Origin of the sequence: Paenibacillus nuruki (genome assembly GCF_001721045.1) — a bacterium.
Taxonomy (GTDB): Bacteria; Bacillota; Bacilli; order Paenibacillales; family Paenibacillaceae; genus Saccharibacillus; species Saccharibacillus nuruki.
Window position 1 is genome coordinate 119928 of sequence record NZ_MDER01000034.1, and the last position, 19969, is coordinate 139896.

Consider the following 19969-nt stretch of genomic DNA (forward strand, 5'->3'; position numbering starts at 1 on the left):
GACAAGCGTAAGCGGCAGTAATCATTGAATACTATGTATCGGCAATGAAGAGGACGAAGTTTTAAGGGCTCTTTTGTCCAGAGAGTGAAGCATTTGGTGTAAGCTTCATCAGAATCCCTTATATACGAGCTCACCTCGGAGCTGTTTTCCTGAAAGGCATATGCAATAGTTATAAATCGTATTGATTTGTATCTTACCCATATGATTATTAGGGAAAATCGTAAGGTCTACGTTACAGACGACAAGTAAAGTCTTAATCTACTTTACTTTATGAGGCGTACTTATGCTGTGAAGCTGTGCGCAAATATGGGTGGTACCACGGAAGCTTAGCCTTTCGTCCCTCAATAACAGATTTTTCTGTTTGAGGCGGCGAAAGGCTTTTTTGATGTCTTTCTTCCAGTTATAACAGAAAATCTGTACTGTTCATCCCAAGCAGAATAAGGGATATCGTTCATTTGCCAATGTAAGATTGATGTGAATTTTTGGGAGGAGGATGACTAATGAGCACGAAAATACCTAATGTGCAGTCAACAGAAGAATTACGTGAGAAATGGATGAAACCGGAAGTGATTACAGGTTCGGAAATGTTACTTCGCAGCTTACTACTTGAAGGTGTAGATTGTGTCTTTGGCTATCCTGGTGGAGCTGTATTATATATTTATGATGCTATGCATGGATTTGAAGATTTCAAACATTTACTAACACGTCATGAACAAGGTGCTATTCATGCAGCAGATGGTTATGCTCGTGCTAGTGGTAAAGTTGGCGTGTGTATCGCTACTTCGGGTCCAGGAGCAACGAATCTGGTAACAGGTATTGCAACAGCGTATATGGATTCAACACCATTGGTTGTGATTACCGGTAACGTAGCTACTACATTGATCGGTACGGATGCTTTCCAAGAAGCAGATATTACAGGGATTACAATGCCAATCACTAAGCATAGTTATCTTGTACGTGATGTAGAAGACTTGCCAAGAGTGATTCATGAAGCTTTCCATATTGCCAATACAGGTCGTAAAGGTCCAGTATTGATCGATATCCCTAAAGATGTATCGGCAGCAAAAGCATTATTCAAGCCACATACAGAACCGGTAGCTATGCGTGGTTATAATCCAAGAGTTACGCCTAACAAATTACAATTGGATAAATTGCATCAAGCGATTACTGAAGCAGAGCGTCCATTGGTTCTTGCAGGTGGTGGAGTTGTCTACTCTGGTGGTCATGAAGAATTGTTCAAGTTCATTACAGCCACAGGTATCCCGATTACTACAACTTTGCTAGGTCTAGGTGGATTCCCGAGTGGTAATGATCTATGGATCGGAATGCCCGGGATGCACGGAACTTATACTGCTAATAATGCAATTCAACAATCTGACTTACTGATTAATATCGGAGCACGCTTCGATGATCGAGTAACAGGTAAATTAGATGGATTTGCACCACATGCCAAAATTGTTCATATCGATATTGATCCAGCTGAAATCGGTAAAAACGTAGCCGTTGATATTCCTATCGTAGGCGATGTGAAAACTGTATTGGAAATGCTCAATGTTAATGTACCTCATGCAGCAAAAGCAGATGAATGGCGTGCAAAAGTAGCAGGTTGGAAAAAAGACAAACCTTTCCGCTATGATGATTCAGAAGAAGTGTTGAAGCCGCAATGGGTTGTAGAAATGTTAAATGATACAACGAATGGTGAAGCGATCGTAACAACCGATGTAGGACAGCATCAAATGTGGTCTGCACAGTATTATCGCTTTAACCAACCTCGTTCATGGGTAACGTCCGGTGGACTTGGAACAATGGGCTTTGGTTTCCCTTCAGCAATTGGTGCACAGATGGCTAATCCAGAACGTCTGGTTATTTCGATCAACGGTGATGGTGGTATGCAGATGTGTTCTCAAGAATTAGCAATTTGCGCGATCAATAATATTCCAGTCAAAATTGTTATTTTGAACAATCAGGTATTGGGTATGGTTCGTCAGTGGCAAGAATTGATCTATGATAACCGTTACAGTCATATCGATCTTGCAGGAAGCCCTGATTTTGTGAAATTAGCAGAAGCATATGGCGTAAAAGGTCTACGGGCTACGAATAAAGAAGAAGCACAAGCAGCTTGGAAAGAAGCTATGGATACACCGGGTCCTGTCGTTGTTGAGTTTGTAGTCAACAAACATGAGAACGTGTATCCAATGGTTACTCAGGGATCTACCATTGATCAAATGTTAATGGGGGATGAAGAATGAATATCATGAAGCATACTATCGCAGTTTTAGTAAATGATCAGCCCGGCGTTCTTCAAAGAGTCTCAGGACTCTTTGGCCGTCGGGGATTCAATATCGAAAGTATCACTGTAGGTCAATCGGAAGAAGTGGGCTTGTCACGTATGGTTATTGTGACTACAGGCGGCGAGAAAACACTAGAACAGATTGAAAAGCAACTATACAAAATTATCGATGTTATTAAAGTTATTGACCTTAGCTCAAAACCAATGGTTACAAGAGAACTGGCATTGATTAAAGTAAAATCAGAGCCAGCAGAACGTCCAGAAATTATGGGTGTTGTTGAAACGTTCCGTGCATCTGTTGTCGATATCGGTCCAAATAGCCTTATGGTTCAAGTTGTAGGGGATACGCATAAAATTGATGCTATGCTTGAATTACTGAAGCCTTATGGTATTCGTGAACTTTCCCGCACAGGCGCGACAGCGATGATACGCGGTAACGTATAAAAGATTTATTTTTTCCGGCAAGAGCGGGTAATTTGAAAAGATAACTGCTAGATAAAATATAATTTGGATAGGGTTGTCTTTTGAAATACCCGCTCTTGTCAGAGGGTTGCGTACTATGTACTATCGGTCTATACCGAAAACCAGCTTCATACATTAGAGGAGGAAGAAAAAAATGGCTATAACAACTTACTACGAAAATGATGCAGAATTGAATGTATTGAAAGGTAAAACAATCGCAATTATCGGATACGGAAGTCAAGGACATGCTCACGCACAAAACTTGCGTGATAGCGGATTGTCTGTAGTTATTGGTCTTCGTGAAGGTAAATCTTTTGACAAAGCAAAAAATGATGGTTTTGAAGTACTATCTGTAGCAGAAGCAACAAAACGTGCAGACCTTGTACAAATTTTGATGCCTGATGAAACACAAGCAAGTGTATACAAAAGCGACATCGAAGCAAACTTGAAACCTGATGCTGCATTACTATTTGCTCACGGATTCAATGTTCACTTTGGACAAATCATAGCTCCAGAAGGTAACGATGTATTGCTAATCGCTCCTAAATCTCCAGGACACATGGTACGTCGTACATATGAAGAAGGATTTGGAGTACCTGGCCTAATCGCTATTCATCAAGATGCTACAGGTTCTGCTAAAGAAATCGGTCTAGCTTATGCTAAAGGTATCGGTTGTACACGTGCAGGCGTTATCGAAACTTCATTCCGTGAAGAAACAGAAACTGATTTGTTCGGTGAGCAAGCAGTATTATGTGGTGGCGTAAGTGCATTGGTTAAAGCTGGATTCGAAACATTGACAGAAGCGGGTTATGCTCCTGAAATGGCATACTTCGAGTGTCTGCATGAATTGAAATTGATCGTTGACTTGATGTATGAAGGTGGCTTGTCCACAATGCGTGATTCCATCAGTAACACAGCAGAATATGGTGACTATGTAACAGGTCCTCGTATTGTTACTGAAGATACAAAAAAAGCAATGAAAGAAGTATTGTCTGATATCCAACAAGGTAAATTCGCTCGTGACTTTATGCTTGAAAACCAATCCGGTCGTGCATTCTTGACAGCGACTCGTCGTAACGAATCCGAGCACCAACTAGAAGTAGTAGGTAAAGAACTTCGCGGTATGATGCACTGGATCAAAAAATAAAGAATTTTAATCTATAACGTTAGACTGTCTATGACGGTTGTATTGAAGTAAAAGGTAGAGTAAAGACCGGTATGTAGTAGGGAATAGGAATATATATGCCTTACTGCATACCGGTATTTTTTTCAAAAAAACAAGGAGGTGCGATGATGCGCAAAATTTATATTTTTGATACCACATTGAGAGATGGAGAACAATCGCCGGGAGTGAACTTGAATACTCGCGAGAAAGTAGAGATTGCTTATCAACTCGAAAAGTTGGGTGTCGATCGGATAGAAGCTGGATTCCCGGCAGCATCGCCTGGAGATTTGGCAGCGGTTAATGCTGTAGCACGTGCAGTCAAAAATGCAAGTATCATTGGTCTGTCACGAGCTAGAGAACAAGATATCGATGCGGTACGCGAGGCACTGAAAGGTGCGCAAGATCCGTGCCTACATCTGTTCTTGGCGACTTCACCGATTCACCGTCAGTACAAGCTTCGTATGGAAAAAGAACAGGTTAAAGATACAGCACGTTCAGCTATTCGCTATGCACGTCAGTATTTTGACAAAGTGGAATTTTCATTGGAAGATGCAGGACGTACAGAGTATGACTTTATGGTGGAAATGGTAACGATGGCGGTCGAAGAAGGCGCTTACGTGGTCAATATTCCAGATACGGTCGGCTTTTTGACACCTTATGAATACGGTAATATTTTCAAACATCTGAAAGAAAATGTACCTAATATCGAAAAAGTACAATTGAGCGCTCACTGTCATGATGATCTAGGTATGGCAACAGCGAATGCATTAGCCGCAATTTTGAATGGTGCGGATCAGATTGAAGGTACAATTAATGGAATTGGTGAACGTGCCGGTAATACATCGTTAGAAGAAGTAGCGATGGCACTGGAAACACGTCAGGATTTCTTTAATGCCAAAACAAGCTTGACCCTTTCGGAAATCGCACGTACAAGTCGTTTAGTGAGCAAATTGACAGGTATGGTCGTCCCGGGGAACAAAGCTATTGTTGGAGCTAATGCATTTGCCCATGAATCTGGTATTCATCAAGATGGTATGTTGAAAGAGAAAACAACCTATGAAATTATGAGTCCAGAAACGATAGGCTTTAAAGCAACCAAGTTAGTGATGGGTAAACACTCAGGTCGTCATGCATTCCGTGAACATTTGATTGAACTCGGTTATAACTTGGAAGAAGAAGCATTGAATGAAGCATTTGCTAAATTTAAAATTTTGGCAGATAAGAAAAAAGAAATCTCGGATGATGATTTATTCGCCTTGTTAGAAGAACGTCTTGCAGATGCACCTGAATTGTTCCAATTGGATTCGTTGTTTGTTTCCTTTGATAGTGAAGGTTCTCCAACAGCGAAGATCCGTTTGTCGACATCCGATGGTGAAGTACGTGAAGAAGAATCTAGCGGTAACGGTTCTGTGGATTCGATCTACAACGCTATTGATAAAGCTTCACAAGAAGAAGTGAAGCTAGCAGATTACTCGATCAAAGGGGTAACGCAAGGTAAAGACGCACTGGGTGAAGTTCATGTAGCACTTACTCAAGATGGTATTACTGCGCAAGGTCGTGGCGTGAGTACAGATATTCTAGAAGCCAGCGCACGTGCTTATGTAGACTCTTTGAATCGTCTTGTCGAAAAGCGTAAAACATACGGTAGACGTGATAATATTTCGATGATCTAAAAAAGATTTACAAAAAATAATGATTTAGGTTGTAAAAAGACTGTTATTTTTTACTTTATATAATGAAAGACCTTTTAACCACACTGTTGTAAATGACAGTGTGGTTATTTATTTAGCAGAAGTAGAGTGAGAAGTAGAAATGTAGTCAGTCGCCCAGTTCAAATCATATTCAATCAGAGGAGGAATACAGTATGACTTGTCAAGGTAAAGACTTGCCTATCGAAGTAGTAGATACCACCGGAATTATTCAGTATGATATTGCTTCTGCAACCAAGGGAGGCACTCGCCGTTTAATGGTAAGTGATAATCCTGAGACATTGAGTGAAGCCAATTTTTCTGTACGTCATGGTACATTATGGCATGATGTTGTGCAGACGAATAACAAAACAGTACAACATCGTATTTTTGCATGGCATTACAATGTGCTTAAAGATCCAGTTAAAGTGGGTATTACGCTTGAAAATAAAGCAAATCATGGCGCTCTTCGAATCACATCGATTGCTCGTGAGTATCGAGTTGGTGGAGATGATGTAAATTGGATCAGTGATATTGGTACTTGTATTTCAAGAGCGACACTTGGAGGAACAGCAGATCAACGTACTGCTGAAAATCCATTGATTAAACAGTTGCAATCAGGCTTAATCGAAAGCTTTATTGTACCACCGGGTAAATTGCTTGGATTTATGTATGACTTTACGGTTGAAAGTACAGATAGCGGGCAGATCAGTTACGAAGTACGTACAGTCGCTTCGCGTGATACAGCCTATGATCTGACATTAATTAAGTCAGCTCCGTTACCGCTTGCACCACAAGCGCATCCGCGTGGCAGTTGGAATTTCTCAGAAACCAATGCGATCACACCTGTATATACAGTAGGATCAGCACGTGTTATTTATCCAACGGCTACCAAGTTGAAAAAAGATGGAACATTGCCTGCGGATCAACTATTTACAGCGGTTAATAGTGAATTACCTACTTCTCTTGATAATCGTGCTCAATTCGGAGCTGTATACAATGTCACTGTTCCTGTAAATAACCCGTCTTCACAAGCACGTACGATCAAAATTTCACTAAATCCACGTGGTGGTAGTTATGGTGGTGCTGTTCGTAAAGATGGGCAGACTTACGGTGTGCCTTTAATGCGTACCAACACACAAGCATGTCCTGTCTATACGGTTAATGCTCCTCCCGGAAATAGTAAATATACGTTTGCTTTGATGATTGCAGGTGCTTCGTCTACACCGCTAGGTATTTTGGTAGAAACATTATAAAATATATCAAGTCCAAAATGGTGTATGAGAGTCATCCGATAGATTCGTATAAATAATAACAAAAAAGCTCTTCCTTTGTCTTTGCAGACACTTAGGAAGAGCTTTTTTTTGATCAAAATAATGATTTACCGAATAACTGTCTACACAATGATGATTTTCTGCATCATCTAAATCATCCAAAAGAAATAATTGCATTCATATTAGGATGATCTAGTTTGAGAGAGTAGTTGTTATTACTGCCTGTATATCATCATACATGTATATTAAAAACAATTACTTTATGTTGAAAAGCAAGATTTACCAAGCGTATGCTTTAGGAGCTGCTCCACCTGGACCCGGGAAAATTTCATCCAGACGAGTCATTGTAGCTTCATCTAGCTTCACATCGATAATGCGCAAAGAACTTTCAAACTGTTCTGCTGTACGTGGTCCGATAATTGGAGCAGTTACTGCTGGATTAGCAAGAACCCATGCTAAAGCGACCACATCTTGAGGCTCGCCTAGTTCTTTACATAGTTCAGCGTATTGCTCTAGTTGTTCTTTATGTTGATCCACTCTTTTGGCATCTCCACCACTGCGTGAACCTTCGATTTTTTGTAGTGCATTACGTCCCAATAATCCGCCATCGAGTGGACTCCAAGGAATAACGCCTAATCCAAGCGCATGAGCAGCAGGAAGAACTTCCAATTCAGGTTGACGACATAATAGACTATATTTATGTTGCTCTGAAATTAAACCTAAGAAATTACGGTTTTCAGCAGCTTTTTGAGCGATTGCAATATGCCATGCTGCAAAGTTACTTGAACCGACATAACCGATTTTACCTTGTTGAACAGCGACTTCGAATGCACCCCATAATTCATCCCAACTTACATTGGTATCAATATGGTGCATTTGATACAATTCAACATGATCGGTTTGTAAGCGTTTGAGAGAACCTTCAAGATGACGACGAATTTTGTAAGCTGATAATCCACCATCGCTATTAGGGCCATCTAAATCTTTATGCATTGTGCCATATACTTTAGTAGCTAGCACCACTTTCTCACGACGATTACCGCCTTGTTTGAACCAACGTCCGATAATCTCTTCTGTTGTTCCAACACCTACTTTAAATCCGTATACATTGGCAGTATCAAAAAAGTTGATGCCTGCATCAAGAGCAGCGTCCATAATTCGGAATGATTCTTTCTCATCTGTAACAGGTCCAAAATTCATCGTGCCCAAACAAATACGGCTGACCTTTAACCCTGACTTACCAAGATATGAATAATCCATAATATGCACTCCTCTGTTTTTAAAATATTGAACTGCATAACCAAATGCGCTCTTGTATTATTTTAGACCTTGTATCTGTGAACAGCAAATTTCCTTATCCAATATTTGGTACAAATTCCTATGTTGCTATAGCATATAATAATACGGAAGTGAAGATGAGTATATCAATGGTTTGTCAGATAGCTTATCCATCTAATTACAGATCATTTGATATCGATTTATGCGTAGTAAAATCTATCAATCTATCTATGAAAAGAAGCTTATAGGATTTGCCTATGAAGGTCATAGTTTGTATATCTTGGCTAAGACCTGACATGTATGATAAAACTGTGTATAGGTGAAATGAACGAACTCAACATAAAAGGAGACTTCTAATATGACAGACGTAAAAAAAATCGCAGTAATTGCCGGTGACGGTATCGGACCAGAAGTTGTAGCAGAAGCTGAAAAAGTATTAAAAAAAGCAGAAGAACTATACGGATATTCTTTTGAAACGGAACATGCTTTATTTGGCGGAATCGCAATAGATGAAAAAGGAACACCGCTTCCAGAAGAAACACTAGCAATTTGTAAAAGTGCAGACGCTGTATTGCTTGGAGCTGTCGGTGGACCGAAATGGGATAACAACTCTAAAGAACTTCGTCCAGAAACAGGTCTTCTAGGTATTCGCAAAGCTTTGGGACTATTTTCTAACTTACGTCCAGCGGTTGTATTCGATTGTCTGAAAGAAGCATCTACACTCAAGCCAGAAGTGCTTGAAGGAACAGACTTGATGGTTGTTCGTGAATTAACAGGCGGCATTTATTTTGGAGAGAAGCTAAGAAGACAAGGTGAGCATGGGGAAGAAGCTGTAGATACATGTGTATATAATGTAACTGAGATTGAACGGATCACACGTCAAGCTTTTGAAATTGCTCAAAAACGTCGTAAAAAATTAGCTTCTGTAGATAAAGCCAATGTACTTGAAACGTCTCGTCTATGGCGTGAGACAGTTAACCGGATTGCTCCTGACTATCCAGATGTAGAACTAGAGCACGTATTGGTTGATAACTGTGCGATGCAATTGCTTCGTCGTCCATCTAGTTTTGATGTGATCGTGACTGAAAATATGTTTGGTGATATTTTGAGTGATGAAGCAGCTATGTTGACAGGATCGATCGGAATGTTAGCTTCTGCGTCTATGGGAGATAGCACAGATGCAGGTAGCTTTGGATTGTATGAGCCGGTACACGGATCAGCACCTGATATCGCAGGACAAGGATTAGCGAATCCGATTGCAACTATTTTGTCTGTAGCGTTGATGTTCCGTCTAACCTTTAATTATGCAGAAGCAGCAGATGCTATTGAAGCAGCAGTAGCTAAAGTATTAGATGAAGGTCATCGTACAGCTGATATTGCTGTTGATAAGAGCAAGGCATTATCCACTTCACAAATGGGTGATTTGATCGTAGCAGCCATGCAAAAAGCATAATCTACCTTTTATGATTTGTATAAGCAGAATGAAGTTGCAAAATGTGATCAAAGTGTGAATAAAGCTCTCTTCGCTAGAGCCAGAAGACATTAAATTGTACGAAAAAATCCTTATTTAGAATTATTATAATAAAGTATCTCTTCTAATCTTGACTTTGATTTGGGTCGATGATAACATTCTTGTCATAGCGTTTTAGAGTTATGATAATGATAGGAAAGAAAAGTGTTTGTTAGCTTTTCTTATATAAAAGGAGGAATACTGGATTATGGCAGATCGTTTAGTAGGTAAACAAGCACCAGATTTTAACATGGAGACCGTTTCTGGTGACGGTAAAGATTTTGGACGCGTTCAATTGTCCGATTACAAAGGTAAATGGTTGGTATTTTTCTTCTATCCACTAGATTTCACTTTTGTATGCCCTACAGAAATCACTGCACTTAGTGATGCAGCAGAAGAATTCAGAGCATTGGATACTGAAATTGTTGGTGTAAGTACTGACTCTATTCACAGTCACAAAGCTTGGATTAGCACTGCTCCAGAAAACAATGGTCTAGGTCAATTGAACTTCCCATTGGCTTCCGATATTACGAAAAAAGTTGCTTCTGATTATGGCGTATTGATCGAAGAAGAAGGCGTAGCACTTCGCGGTCTATTCATCATCGATCCAGAAGGCGAATTGAAATATGAAGTAGTTAACCATAACGATGTAGGCCGTAGCGTAGAAGAAACTCTTCGCGTATTGCAAGCTCTACAATCCGGTGGACTATGCCCTATGAACTGGAAACCAGGACAAAAAACTTTAGTTACTTCTTAATATAAGAAAAAGTAATCTATTTTGCCCCTTCATTCGTATATTCTACGAATGGGGGGGTTTTGTCTTCTCCCAAAAAAGTGTAGAATGGACACAAGCTGATTAATAATCATTCACAATCAATTATTTTGATGATATTGGGGTAAGGTTGAAAATCATAGAATAATGTATGGAGGGTGAGCAACATGAGCTTTTGCTGTGGCGGCAGTATGATAGGTACGAAAGGGACGTTAAAACATTTTCGAACCCAGGTTCATAATGTTCCCCTACTCGTATGTCCTGTATGTGAGCGTGTTGAAGTTCACTACAAAGTAGAAAGTGAATATGAGATTTTGGCTGAGTATGCGCATGGAGACGGCACACCTGAGATCGATTTTCAGGACTATGTTATGGAAGATGAAGCGACCATGTTCGAGAACTGCGTGAATATGGAAGAAGATGATCCTATGACTATGGTTCAAAGTCAGATCGATATGGGGCTGGATTTGCTTGCTGTAGCCAAAAAGATCAATGATGAACAATGGGAACGTGATCTGAAAAGACGCCTTGCTGTCATGAGTCTACGTCGCTCTCGTCTTCAACACAAGTAAGTTATAAATGTAAGCCATAATTGAATATATTAAAAAGGAGAAGCGATATCAAGCTTCTCTTTTTTGCATTTCATCCAAATCAAGGTATGATAAAACGAGATAAGTAGAGAAAGGAAGATCAAGACGATGGATACATATACAGTTCAACATTTAGCGAATCGACTTCAACAACAAGTAGGTAAAGTGATTGTAGGGAAAGATCATGAGATTCAATTGCTACTGACGGCTTTATTTGCTTCCGGTCATGTATTGATGGAAGATGTTCCAGGCACAGGTAAAACAATGCTTGCCAAAACACTAGCTTCAGCGATGAGTTGTCATTTTCAGCGGATTCAGTTTACGCCGGATTTGTTGCCTTCTGACCTTACAGGAATTCACTTTTTCAATCAAAAAGAAAGCGAATTCACGTTTCGAGCAGGGCCTTTATTTGCCAATATTGTACTGGCGGATGAGATCAATCGTGCAACACCACGTACTCAATCCAGTCTACTGGAATGTATGGAAGAACAGCAGATTAGTGTCGATGGAGAGACAATGAAACTAGAACATCCTTTTATGGTGATTGCCACTCAGAATCCGGTCGATAATCAAGGAACGTTTCCATTACCCGAAGCACAGATGGATCGATTTATATTGAAAATGTCGATGGGTTATCCTTCAGCAGAAGAAGGTGTTGAGATTTTGCGTCGAACAGCATCATCTTCATTAGTGAACAAAGAAGTAGCTATAGAATCTGGTGAAATGACTACTTTCGAACAAGTCAGTCGTGAGCAAATTATTGAAGCCAGAGAGCAATGTCAGGCAGTGACTATTCACCATGACCTGTTAAGCTATATTGTTCGTATTGCAGAAGCAACCCGTGAGCATCAAGAGATTGCTCTAGGGGCTAGTCCGCGGGCAACACAAGCCTTACTGCGAGCTGCTCAAGCCTATGCGGCTATACAAGGTAGAGATTATGTATTGCCTGATGATATTCAGACAATGGCTTCGCCGGTATTGTCTCATCGTCTCGTATTCAAAAATAGACATCAAAATGATAAAAATAAAGCACATGTATTGATTCAATCGATTTTGGACACTGAAGTTGTACCGACTGAAGCTAATCTGGAAAGTAGAGTGAAGTAAATGGAGTTTTTCTGGCTACTTCTGATTGCTGGAGTCGTTGTATTGCTTCAAGCTCTAGTCCTAGGCAGACGATCTCTTCGGCAGATTGACTATGAACGCAAATTATCTCGAAGTCACTGTCATGTGGGCGATGATATTGAGATGATTGAGATTATTCAAAATAAGCGCCGTATTCCTGTACCCTGGCTCCGATTAGAATCGATTTTACCTGCGGGGTTCCAATTTGGACATCAAGCAGAGACAGCGATCAGTGAAGGCACGCTATACCAGAATCATACCAGTCTGTTTAGCTTATCTGCGCAGACACGTATTACACGCACACATCAGATTACTTGCCGACAACGTGGTGTTTTTCATATGGATAGCGCTTTAATGAGTGCCGGCGATGTATTTGGACTTGCTCGTGCCAATCGTCCACTACGTATTGAGACCCGTATGACTGTCTATCCTGCTTATACAGCGATAGATGACATGCCAGAAGCTTATCGAAGCTGGCAAGGAGAAGTCGAAGTGAGACGCTGGACAAATGAAGATCCTTTTTTGATTACAGGAGTGCGAGAATACAGTTCAGGTGATCCGATGAATCAGATTCACTGGAAAGCGACAGCACGTACAGGTCAGTTACAAGTGTATCGTCAAGGGTATAGTGCTGATCCAGAAGTCATGATTCTATTCAATATTGAAATCAATGAACAGATGTGGAGAGTCGTAACAGAACCGATGGTAGCAGAGTACGGGTTGAGTTGTTGTGCAACGATTGCTGCTGATCTCATCGGTAAAGGAATGAAAGCAGGATTTGGACACAATGCGATTATAGCGACAGAAGATGAGCAAGATGCCCGGATTCTACCTGCTTATGGCAGTGAACAATTATCTACATTACTTCAATGTATGGCAGAAGTACAATTAAAAAGCAGGCAGCCATTTCATGAATTTTTACAATCTTTTGTACCCCAATCCAGTCAGGAAAATGAACCGATCCACAAAATGGATATTTTAATTGTGACTCCGCATGTATCTCAACCGATCAAGCAGGCGATTACGATATTAGAGCAGGCGGGGTCAACAGTTAGTATTTTGAATGTACCTGATATAGAGCAGTTGAAGAAGTCCCACTGGAATCAGAGTGTATACGATAAACCAAGCAGGAAGGTGAGCGGATGACAACTCAGGATTCTTCCAAAGCAGTAGGCTATTCGATCTCTAGTTACTGGCAACCTCTTACTTATATGCTGGCAGAAGTAGCGGCATGCTTTCCTATTCTTGTTCTGCTAGATGGATATTTATTTCATACCGATCAACCGGTTTTATGGGCATTGTGGCTTCTATGTGCAGGGGGGCTAGGTATTACATTACGTATCGCTGTCAGACGATTTGCTGTTCAATGGAAAACGATAAGCTGGTCTGTAGTATGGATCATTATAGGAGCCTTGGTATGTTGGATGATACTAAATCATGTAAGTTGGACATCTATATGGATAGCCAGCATAAGTCTATTAGTCGTCGGATTATTCCGTGGCAATATGCTAGTGATGGGCGATTGGGATCGGTTATTTCCATTAACATTACAATTGATCTTGCTGATCGTAGCATGGATATTTTATGTGATTACAGGTTCATCGGGTGATCTGTCATCTGCGCACTTTTCTATTTATATCGCAGGTATGATTCATTTATTTGCTATTCTTATGCGGTGTGGTGCACGCCAGATTAACTATTCGGTATGGGAAGATGGATTTCCAATCGCAGCATTACAGTTGGTTATCCGTCGAAGTCGGCGCTGGACATGGATCTTAATAGGAGTCATTGCTATTATTGGAGGCAGTACACAATTATCTATGATGCTGAGCTGGTTGTGGCAGAAGATACTTTCTCTTTTTCAATCCAATGAAACAGTTATACCTAGTCAAATGATTGAGCCGATGAACCCGCCACCTTTGTTACCACCAATGGATCTACCTGAGCAAAGCCCATCTATTCTGGACCCTGCTTGGATTGAACGAATCGCTCAGATCATTATGATTGCTGCGTTAGCCGCTTTTATGATTGGCGTAGGGCTATTTATATATCGTCTAATTCGTAAGTATGGCCCACCACTCTGGCGATGGTTATTGCGTATTCTGGGGATCGAAAGTGCTATTCCTTTACCGGCTGAGGAACCATCTGTTGGATATGTAGATCAGACAGAGAAGATTCACTCCAAACCATCGCCTTTCCGCATTCCTTTGAAAAGAAAAGTACCGGACGATCCTGCTGAGCGAGTTCGTTATCATTATGAAAAATTGATTCGTCGTGGACTCAAACATGGTCTAGATCAACATCAAGGCGATACACCGACTATACTTGGACGCAAAATGATTCATTTAAATAAAAAAGAGACATCGATGGATTCTGAACAGCGTATATCTGTATTGATTCGTTGGTACAATCAGATTCGTTATGGCGCTAAGTCTATAGATGCCGAAGAACTGAAAGTCTGGGAGAAAAAAGATTGAATATTTAATGAATTTATTCATGTGAAGCTTTAAAGCGTGTTAGAAAATTCTTTACTTTTAAAGGATGCTTACAGTATCATGGAGAGAATGAAAAGGCTGAAAGGAGATTAACAATGAAACTTAATCCAAGCAAAATTGTAGACTGTACGATTCGTGATGGAGGTCTGGTGAATAACTGGGATTTCAGCGTAGAGTTTGTACAAGATTTGTATAAAGGTCTGAACGAAGCAGGTATAGAATATATGGAGATTGGTTACAAAAACTCTCCCAAACTACTTAAAGGTGCAGAAGCAGCAGGTCCGTGGCGCTTTCTAGACGACGATTTCTTGCGTACGGTTATTCCTCAAAAAGGAACAACTAAATTATCTGCGCTTGTAGATATCGGTCGTGTAGCCGAAGAAGATATTTTGCCACGTGAAGAAAGTATGTTAGACCTTATCCGTGTAGCTTGTTATATCAAAGATGTAGACAAAGCTCTTCAATTGGTACAAACGTTCCATGATCGCGGATATGAGACCACAATCAATATTATGGCTTTGTCTAATGTAATGGAAAATGAATTGCTAGAAGCATTTGAATTGATCAACGAAAGTGTAGTTGATGTTGTTTATATTGTAGATAGCTACGGTAGTCTAGATTATAAAGACATGCTTTACTTGGTAGATAAATTCAAAACCAACTTGCCTAACAAACGTCTGGGTGTACATACCCATAACAATATGCAAATGGCGTTCTCTAACACTCTTGTAGCAGCAGAACATGGCGTTGAATTGCTAGATGCTTCTGTATACGGTATGGGACGTGCAGCAGGTAACTGTCCGACTGAGTTGTTAGTGACTCATTTAAAAAATACCAAGTATACATTGCGTCCAGTCTTAGAAATGATCGACAAGCATATGATTGCTTTGCGTGAAAAAGAAGAGTGGGGTTATATCATTCCTTATATGATCACAGGATCATTGGATGAGCATCCACGTTCTGCAATGGCACTTCGTGCTTCAGATGACAAAGATAATTCTGTTGATTTCTACGATAAGTTGACGACTCCAGAAGTAAGCTTTGATTCTTCTAAAGGCAATAAGTAAAACTAGCTAAAAGAGCATACTCAATATAGCAAAAGAGCAATTTCCAGTTAGTATGGAAGATTGCTCTTTTTGTATATATTTTTCTAAGTAAAGATCCATTTAGGATGTTTTAAGATTGAGAATATTCTTCAACATATGAACGTGTACCTGTCTGTTCATGATAATAGACTTGATATGTTTTACCATCGGCAGGATCGACAAAGACTTCAGAAGTAGGGTGGGAATGCTTGAAAATATCATCTTGTTGTTGGGAAGAGCGTTGCTTTCCTTTATATCGTTTATCAAAAAAGTACCAGCTTATTAAAAGAAGAGCCAGGAAACCACCAATTTGTAAAGTAAAATAGATAGCTCCTACATTAAAAAAACTCATGTGATCGGCTCAATGGTCACAACCGTACCATAAGCAACAATTTCACTCATACTACTACCGATATCGCCACTATCGAATCGCATCATCACCACTGCATTACCACCCATGGTATGAGCGCTCTCAACCATTCGATCTAATGCCTGACGGCGACCATCTTCGATCATTTGAGTATATTGCTTGATTTCACCACCGACTAATCCTTTAAAAGAAGCCATAATATCGCCACCTATTCCACGTGCACGCACAACGACACCAAAAGTCGAGCCAAGAACGTTAGTTACTCGGTAACCGGGAATATTTTCAGTCGTTACGATAATCATTTCGATCACTCCTATCTGATTGATAAAGCGTATACTATACTTTTTATATACGTAACGCGATCTGAAACGATACATAAATAAAAGAAGTTGCAAGATAAAATTGAATATGATATATTATATCTTGTCGTTAAGAAAGCCTAATGACTTTCCAAACGTGACCTCGGGATGTAGCTCAGCTTGGTAGAGCACCTGGTTTGGGACCAGGGGGTCGCATGTTCAAATCGTGTCATCCCGACCATCCATTCATGCGGGTGTAGTTCAATGGTAGAACTTCAGCCTTCCAAGCTGATAGCGTGGGTTCGATTCCCATCACCCGCTTACCGAAATACCAAGAGGAAGTCTTTGCATAAGCAAAGGCTTTTTTTGTTGTATTAGTATCATAATATGAATAAGTGTTAATATCATTATAAAAACACAGTAAGGATGATAAAAAATGAGCAATATAACAAAACTAGCGAAATTAATTAAAATGACTGGAGATCGTGCTAAATTAGATGCCAAAATGAATAATACTTATATTGTATATAAAAATAAAAATGGTCATATTGTTAAAGAATATATTGATGGAAATATTGTCTTAATTCATAATGAAGAATCATCTTATGAATAATTCCAAACCTACAATGTACGTTTTTGCTGGAAACAATGGTAGTGGTAAAAGTACAATTCGTAATTTGATTGTAGATCAAATTGGAATCAGTATTAATATAGATCCAGATGCCTTAGCAAGAAAAATAGATAGTGAACATCCAGAAAAGTATAGAATGTCAGCAGGAAAAGAAGCCATTAAACTTGCTAGAGATTGCATAGAATATAATCGTGATTTTTCAGTAGAAACTACTTCATCATTTAATTATGATTGATAATAGCGAATCTTCTGGTGAGATTGTATTAGAAATCATAGAGAATAAGATCGTTTATCGTTCTGCTGAAATGCCGAAATGGGTGAAAGATATCGAACCACACTTGAAAAATTAAATATTAATCATATCTAAATTTGGTTTTTCTCCAAAATTTTGTTATACTGTCGTTGTCAGCGGTAATGATACACCTTATATTTTTTAAGCTGACCATTCTGAAGAAATGAGAGGGTCCTATTGTCCAATGAAGTAAACATACGAATTTCCCTACGAACTGCACAGGATAGAAGCAGGCAGACAGCTCAAGCGGCTGATGCAAACGGGATACGTATGTCCATGGATAGCAATAGGAAACTGTTATGATAAACAGTTCAGGATGAAGATGGTTTTACTTTGAGGATTAATGATGTCTTAGGCTAGCAAGAGACATGAATAATCGTAAAGTAGAAGCACTATACACTTATATCCTTTTGCTTATTTTACATATGGATGATGAACGATCTGACGTTAGCATTATCAACCGCGAGGGCATCTGCTCTGGCGGTTTTTTATGATTTCAGAGAGGATGATGTTCAATGACAACCATCGTAAAAGTAAGCAATTTAGCGAAAGACTGGAATGGAAAACGAATTTTTGAACAAGTGAATGTACAAATAGAAGCAGGTGAGCGTTTAGCTCTTATCGGTGAAAATGGAAGTGGCAAAAGTACACTGATCCAACTGCTGATGAATCATACTGAATGCACAGAAGGCAAAATCGAACGATTTTTACCGTTAACACAGTGGGATTGGATGAGACAGCAAGATGATGCAGAGCATATTGGGCAAGGATGGACTACTTTAGAAATAGCTCGTCAAGGGAAGCCCGAGTTATGGGATTTGCGTCAGCAACTAGATGAATTAGAGCAGCAACTTCAAAACCTTTCGGTTGAACAACAAGCTGATCTTTACAATGAAGTGCTAGAACAATATGGGAGTACGTTAGAAACGTATGAAAAAAACAACGGATTCCTATGGGAGATTGAAGTTGAAAAGCAATTGACAGTGATCGGCATTGCTTCAGAGCTATGGAATGTACCTTATACTCAGTTAAGCGGCGGTCAGAAGACCAGAGTACGTCTAGCCTCTGTGTTAACACGGGATACCCAGTTATTGATCTTGGATGAACCGACCAATCATCTGGATACCGAAACGATGGAATGGTTAGAAAAGAGATTACATCAGTATACAGGTACACTGTTATTTGTATCCCATGATCGAGAATTTGTAGATCGGATGGCAACGTCTGTCTGTGAATTAACTTCTACAGGAATGACCAAATATAAAGGTGGATACCGTGATTACCGTGAACACAAACAGCGTGAGTTACGAGCGCAAGAATCATTGTACAAAAAGCAAGAACAACAGCGCAAAGCATTACAAGAATCGATTCGCAATTATCAACAGTGGTTTGAACAGGCTCATCATGCAGCAGGGAAGCAAAGTGAAGTAAAAATGGCTAAAAGCTATTATAGAGACAAAGCGAATAAAAATATTTCACGTTATCACGCCAAAGAAAAAGCACTGGAACGGTTAGATACCGAAAGTGTGCAAAAACCGCGTGCTACGGACAAAATGAATTTTGAACTAGAAGCTAGTGAGTTTAAAGGGCATACGTTGATTCGGTTGGACGATGTAAGCTTTGGTTATTCAAACCATTCAGATCAAGAAGATCAGCATAGTGATTATAGCAAACACGATTTAATTCAACATCTGGATATGAATGTACAACGTGGCAATCGGATAGCGATTACAGGGCCGAACGGCTCGGGCAAAACAACATTGATCAAGCTACTCCTCGGACAATTACAACCTTCTAGCGGTGAGCTGTGGCATCATCCAGCATTAAATATAGGGTATTTTTCACAGGAACTGGAAGGGTTACCTTTAGAAATGACTTTGCTGGATAGTCTATTGGTATTACCAGCGATGACACGAACAGAAGCACAGACGATTCTAGGTTGCTTTTTATTCCGTGGAGAAGATGTGTACAAGCAGATTGGTCATTTAAGTATGGGAGAACAGTGCAGAGTGGCATTAATACGTTTATATTTTGGCGGTGCTAATGTATTAATTCTAGACGAGCCGACCAACTATCTCGATATCGCTGCCCAAGAAGTGATCGAGTCTGCGTTAGAACAGTATACAGGAACGATTATTATGGTTTCTCATGACCGGATGTTAGTTCGGCGATTAGCGACTCGTCTGTTGAAGCTGGAACGTGATCGTCCATATCAATGGTTTGAAGGCACTGTAGAGGAGTATGAAGCTGCTCAGGCACATCAGCAACAAGAAGTGCAAGCAGGTGGGGTAGAAGCGAATCAACAGCGTATGATGCTTGAGTTGCGTCTGTCTCAGTTATTATCTGGACTTGCCGATCAGAAAAAGACGAATCCTTCTATATTTCGATCAAGCGATCATTTGCCTAATGCTACACAATCGATTGAGAATCTCAACTTGGAACAGAACAACAATGATCCAGTCTGGCAAGAAATTCAATCGTTGCGCAAAGAGTTAGCGTCCTATTCGTCTCAGTCTTAAATAAATAGAAAGTTCTTTTTGCATAACAATCGTTGACGGGAAGGCTGGTTATTTGTAAAATAGTGAGTATCTATTTTCACTATGACATCTGCAACGAAAGAGAAGAGTAAACAGTACTGTCGTA

Annotated in this window: 19 protein-coding genes, 2 tRNA genes and 1 other annotated feature (1 of these 22 running past the window's edge); of the genes, 18 read left to right on the forward strand and 3 right to left on the reverse strand. The window is 39.9% G+C overall.

The window, feature by feature from the left end; genetic code table 11:
• Nucleotides 1-500: 500 nt before the first annotated feature.
• From ilvB to PTI45_RS09180, 5 genes are all read left to right on the forward strand, one after another.
• A complete protein-coding gene (gene ilvB / locus PTI45_RS09160) occupies nt 501-2249 on the forward strand; it encodes a biosynthetic-type acetolactate synthase large subunit (RefSeq protein WP_069327255.1) in 1749 nt (582 codons plus the stop codon).
• On the forward strand, nt 2246-2734 hold the full coding sequence (gene ilvN / locus PTI45_RS09165; protein WP_069327256.1) for an acetolactate synthase small subunit: 489 nt from the start codon (nt 2246-2248) through the stop codon (nt 2732-2734). Before ilvB ends, ilvN begins: the two co-directional genes overlap by 4 nt.
• A 172-nt stretch (nt 2735-2906) precedes the next feature.
• Nucleotides 2907-3899: a ketol-acid reductoisomerase gene (gene ilvC / locus PTI45_RS09170; RefSeq protein WP_069327257.1), complete on the forward strand. Its 993-nt coding sequence runs from the start codon at nt 2907-2909 to the stop codon at nt 3897-3899.
• Nucleotides 3900-4045: 146 nt separating this feature from the next.
• Complete coding sequence (locus tag PTI45_RS09175) at nt 4046-5590, forward strand: 2-isopropylmalate synthase (RefSeq protein ID WP_069327258.1); 1545 nt, start codon at nt 4046-4048, stop codon at nt 5588-5590.
• Nucleotides 5591-5781: 191 nt separating this feature from the next.
• Nucleotides 5782-6861 (forward strand): hypothetical protein, encoded by a 1080-nt coding sequence (locus PTI45_RS09180; RefSeq protein WP_069327259.1) that lies wholly within the window; start codon nt 5782-5784, stop codon nt 6859-6861.
• 297 nt (nt 6862-7158) lie between these two features.
• On the opposite strand, the gene PTI45_RS09185 is transcribed toward PTI45_RS09180, so the two are convergent.
• Nucleotides 7159-8139 carry an aldo/keto reductase gene (locus tag PTI45_RS09185; RefSeq protein ID WP_069327260.1) on the reverse strand — a complete coding sequence of 327 codons (981 nt, stop codon included), beginning with the start codon at nt 8137-8139 and terminating at the stop codon, nt 7159-7161.
• Nucleotides 8140-8515: 376 nt separating this feature from the next.
• On the opposite strand from PTI45_RS09185, the gene leuB reads away from it, so the two are divergent.
• From leuB to PTI45_RS09220, 7 genes are all read left to right on the forward strand, one after another.
• Nucleotides 8516-9610, forward strand: coding sequence for a 3-isopropylmalate dehydrogenase (gene leuB, locus PTI45_RS09190; RefSeq protein ID WP_069327261.1), 1095 nt, complete (start codon nt 8516-8518; stop codon nt 9608-9610).
• Nucleotides 9611-9875: 265 nt separating this feature from the next.
• Nucleotides 9876-10424: a peroxiredoxin gene (locus tag PTI45_RS09195; RefSeq protein WP_069327262.1), complete on the forward strand. Its 549-nt coding sequence runs from the start codon at nt 9876-9878 to the stop codon at nt 10422-10424.
• A gap of 182 nt (nt 10425-10606) precedes the next feature.
• Nucleotides 10607-11011, forward strand: coding sequence for a hypothetical protein (locus tag PTI45_RS09200; RefSeq protein WP_069327263.1), 405 nt, complete (start codon nt 10607-10609; stop codon nt 11009-11011).
• A gap of 126 nt (nt 11012-11137) precedes the next feature.
• Entirely contained in the window at nt 11138-12136 is a 999-nt protein-coding gene (locus tag PTI45_RS09205; RefSeq protein WP_069327264.1) for an AAA family ATPase, read from the forward strand.
• Entirely contained in the window at nt 12137-13300 is a 1164-nt protein-coding gene (locus PTI45_RS09210) for a DUF58 domain-containing protein (RefSeq protein WP_069327265.1), read from the forward strand.
• Complete coding sequence (locus PTI45_RS09215; RefSeq protein WP_069327266.1) at nt 13297-14631, forward strand: DUF4129 domain-containing protein; 1335 nt, start codon at nt 13297-13299, stop codon at nt 14629-14631. Before PTI45_RS09210 ends, PTI45_RS09215 begins: the two co-directional genes overlap by 4 nt.
• 113 nt (nt 14632-14744) lie before the next feature.
• Entirely contained in the window at nt 14745-15716 is a 972-nt protein-coding gene (locus tag PTI45_RS09220; RefSeq protein WP_069327267.1) for an aldolase catalytic domain-containing protein, read from the forward strand.
• Nucleotides 15717-15825: 109 nt separating this feature from the next.
• On the opposite strand, the gene PTI45_RS09225 is transcribed toward PTI45_RS09220, so the two are convergent.
• Together PTI45_RS09225 and PTI45_RS09230 are read right to left on the reverse strand one after the other, a co-directional pair.
• A complete protein-coding gene (locus tag PTI45_RS09225; RefSeq protein ID WP_069327268.1) occupies nt 15826-16086 on the reverse strand; it encodes a hypothetical protein in 261 nt (86 codons plus the stop codon).
• Complete coding sequence (locus PTI45_RS09230; protein ID WP_069327269.1) at nt 16083-16406, reverse strand: YbjQ family protein; 324 nt, start codon at nt 16404-16406, stop codon at nt 16083-16085. Before PTI45_RS09230 ends, PTI45_RS09225 begins: the two co-directional genes overlap by 4 nt.
• A gap of 161 nt (nt 16407-16567) precedes the next feature.
• Between PTI45_RS09230 and PTI45_RS09235 the strand changes: the two genes are divergently transcribed.
• The 6 genes from PTI45_RS09235 (at nt 16568) to abc-f (ending at nt 19845) form a co-directional block, all read left to right on the forward strand.
• Nucleotides 16568-16644: transfer RNA gene (locus PTI45_RS09235), tRNA-Pro, on the forward strand.
• A 9-nt stretch (nt 16645-16653) separates the two neighbouring features.
• Nucleotides 16654-16724: transfer RNA gene (locus PTI45_RS09240), tRNA-Gly, on the forward strand.
• 115 nt (nt 16725-16839) lie between these two features.
• Complete coding sequence (locus PTI45_RS24110) at nt 16840-17016, forward strand: hypothetical protein (protein WP_175425155.1); 177 nt, start codon at nt 16840-16842, stop codon at nt 17014-17016.
• The gene (locus PTI45_RS09245) at nt 17009-17269 is read left to right on the forward strand and encodes a zeta toxin family protein (RefSeq protein WP_342672114.1); all 261 of its coding nucleotides are present in this window, start codon (nt 17009-17011) and stop codon (nt 17267-17269) included. The genes PTI45_RS24110 and PTI45_RS09245 overlap by 8 nt, the downstream gene beginning before the upstream one ends.
• Entirely contained in the window at nt 17262-17384 is a 123-nt protein-coding gene (locus PTI45_RS24595) for a hypothetical protein (RefSeq protein ID WP_308640435.1), read from the forward strand. Before PTI45_RS09245 ends, PTI45_RS24595 begins: the two co-directional genes overlap by 8 nt.
• Nucleotides 17385-17841: 457 nt before the next feature.
• Nucleotides 17842-19845, forward strand: coding sequence for a ribosomal protection-like ABC-F family protein (gene abc-f, locus PTI45_RS09250; RefSeq protein ID WP_069327270.1), 2004 nt, complete (start codon nt 17842-17844; stop codon nt 19843-19845).
• Between the two features lie 84 nt (nt 19846-19929).
• Nucleotides 19930-19969 (forward strand) — a binding site (T-box leader); it runs 263 nt beyond the window's last position.

What these genes read in the sequence shown, in the direction of transcription:
- ilvB (WP_069327255.1), top strand. Translation starts at nt 501, where the DNA reads ATGAGCACGAAAATACCTAATGTGCAGTCAACAGAAGAATTACGTGAG.
- ilvN (WP_069327256.1), top strand. Translation starts at nt 2,246, where the DNA reads ATGAATATCATGAAGCATACTATCGCAGTTTTAGTAAATGATCAGCCC.
- ilvC (WP_069327257.1), top strand. Translation starts at nt 2,907, where the DNA reads ATGGCTATAACAACTTACTACGAAAATGATGCAGAATTGAATGTATTG.
- PTI45_RS09175 (WP_069327258.1), top strand. Translation starts at nt 4,046, where the DNA reads ATGCGCAAAATTTATATTTTTGATACCACATTGAGAGATGGAGAACAA.
- PTI45_RS09180 (WP_069327259.1), top strand. Translation starts at nt 5,782, where the DNA reads ATGACTTGTCAAGGTAAAGACTTGCCTATCGAAGTAGTAGATACCACC.
- PTI45_RS09185 (WP_069327260.1), bottom strand. Translation starts at nt 8,139, where the DNA reads ATGGATTATTCATATCTTGGTAAGTCAGGGTTAAAGGTCAGCCGTATT.
- leuB (WP_069327261.1), top strand. Translation starts at nt 8,516, where the DNA reads ATGACAGACGTAAAAAAAATCGCAGTAATTGCCGGTGACGGTATCGGA.
- PTI45_RS09195 (WP_069327262.1), top strand. Translation starts at nt 9,876, where the DNA reads ATGGCAGATCGTTTAGTAGGTAAACAAGCACCAGATTTTAACATGGAG.
- PTI45_RS09200 (WP_069327263.1), top strand. Translation starts at nt 10,607, where the DNA reads ATGAGCTTTTGCTGTGGCGGCAGTATGATAGGTACGAAAGGGACGTTA.
- PTI45_RS09205 (WP_069327264.1), top strand. Translation starts at nt 11,138, where the DNA reads ATGGATACATATACAGTTCAACATTTAGCGAATCGACTTCAACAACAA.
- PTI45_RS09210 (WP_069327265.1), top strand. Translation starts at nt 12,137, where the DNA reads ATGGAGTTTTTCTGGCTACTTCTGATTGCTGGAGTCGTTGTATTGCTT.
- PTI45_RS09215 (WP_069327266.1), top strand. Translation starts at nt 13,297, where the DNA reads ATGACAACTCAGGATTCTTCCAAAGCAGTAGGCTATTCGATCTCTAGT.
- PTI45_RS09220 (WP_069327267.1), top strand. Translation starts at nt 14,745, where the DNA reads ATGAAACTTAATCCAAGCAAAATTGTAGACTGTACGATTCGTGATGGA.
- PTI45_RS09225 (WP_069327268.1), bottom strand. Translation starts at nt 16,086, where the DNA reads ATGAGTTTTTTTAATGTAGGAGCTATCTATTTTACTTTACAAATTGGT.
- PTI45_RS09230 (WP_069327269.1), bottom strand. Translation starts at nt 16,406, where the DNA reads ATGATTATCGTAACGACTGAAAATATTCCCGGTTACCGAGTAACTAAC.
- PTI45_RS24110 (WP_175425155.1), top strand. Translation starts at nt 16,840, where the DNA reads ATGAGCAATATAACAAAACTAGCGAAATTAATTAAAATGACTGGAGAT.
- PTI45_RS09245 (WP_342672114.1), top strand. Translation starts at nt 17,009, where the DNA reads ATGAATAATTCCAAACCTACAATGTACGTTTTTGCTGGAAACAATGGT.
- PTI45_RS24595 (WP_308640435.1), top strand. Translation starts at nt 17,262, where the DNA reads ATGATTGATAATAGCGAATCTTCTGGTGAGATTGTATTAGAAATCATA.
- abc-f (WP_069327270.1), top strand. Translation starts at nt 17,842, where the DNA reads ATGACAACCATCGTAAAAGTAAGCAATTTAGCGAAAGACTGGAATGGA.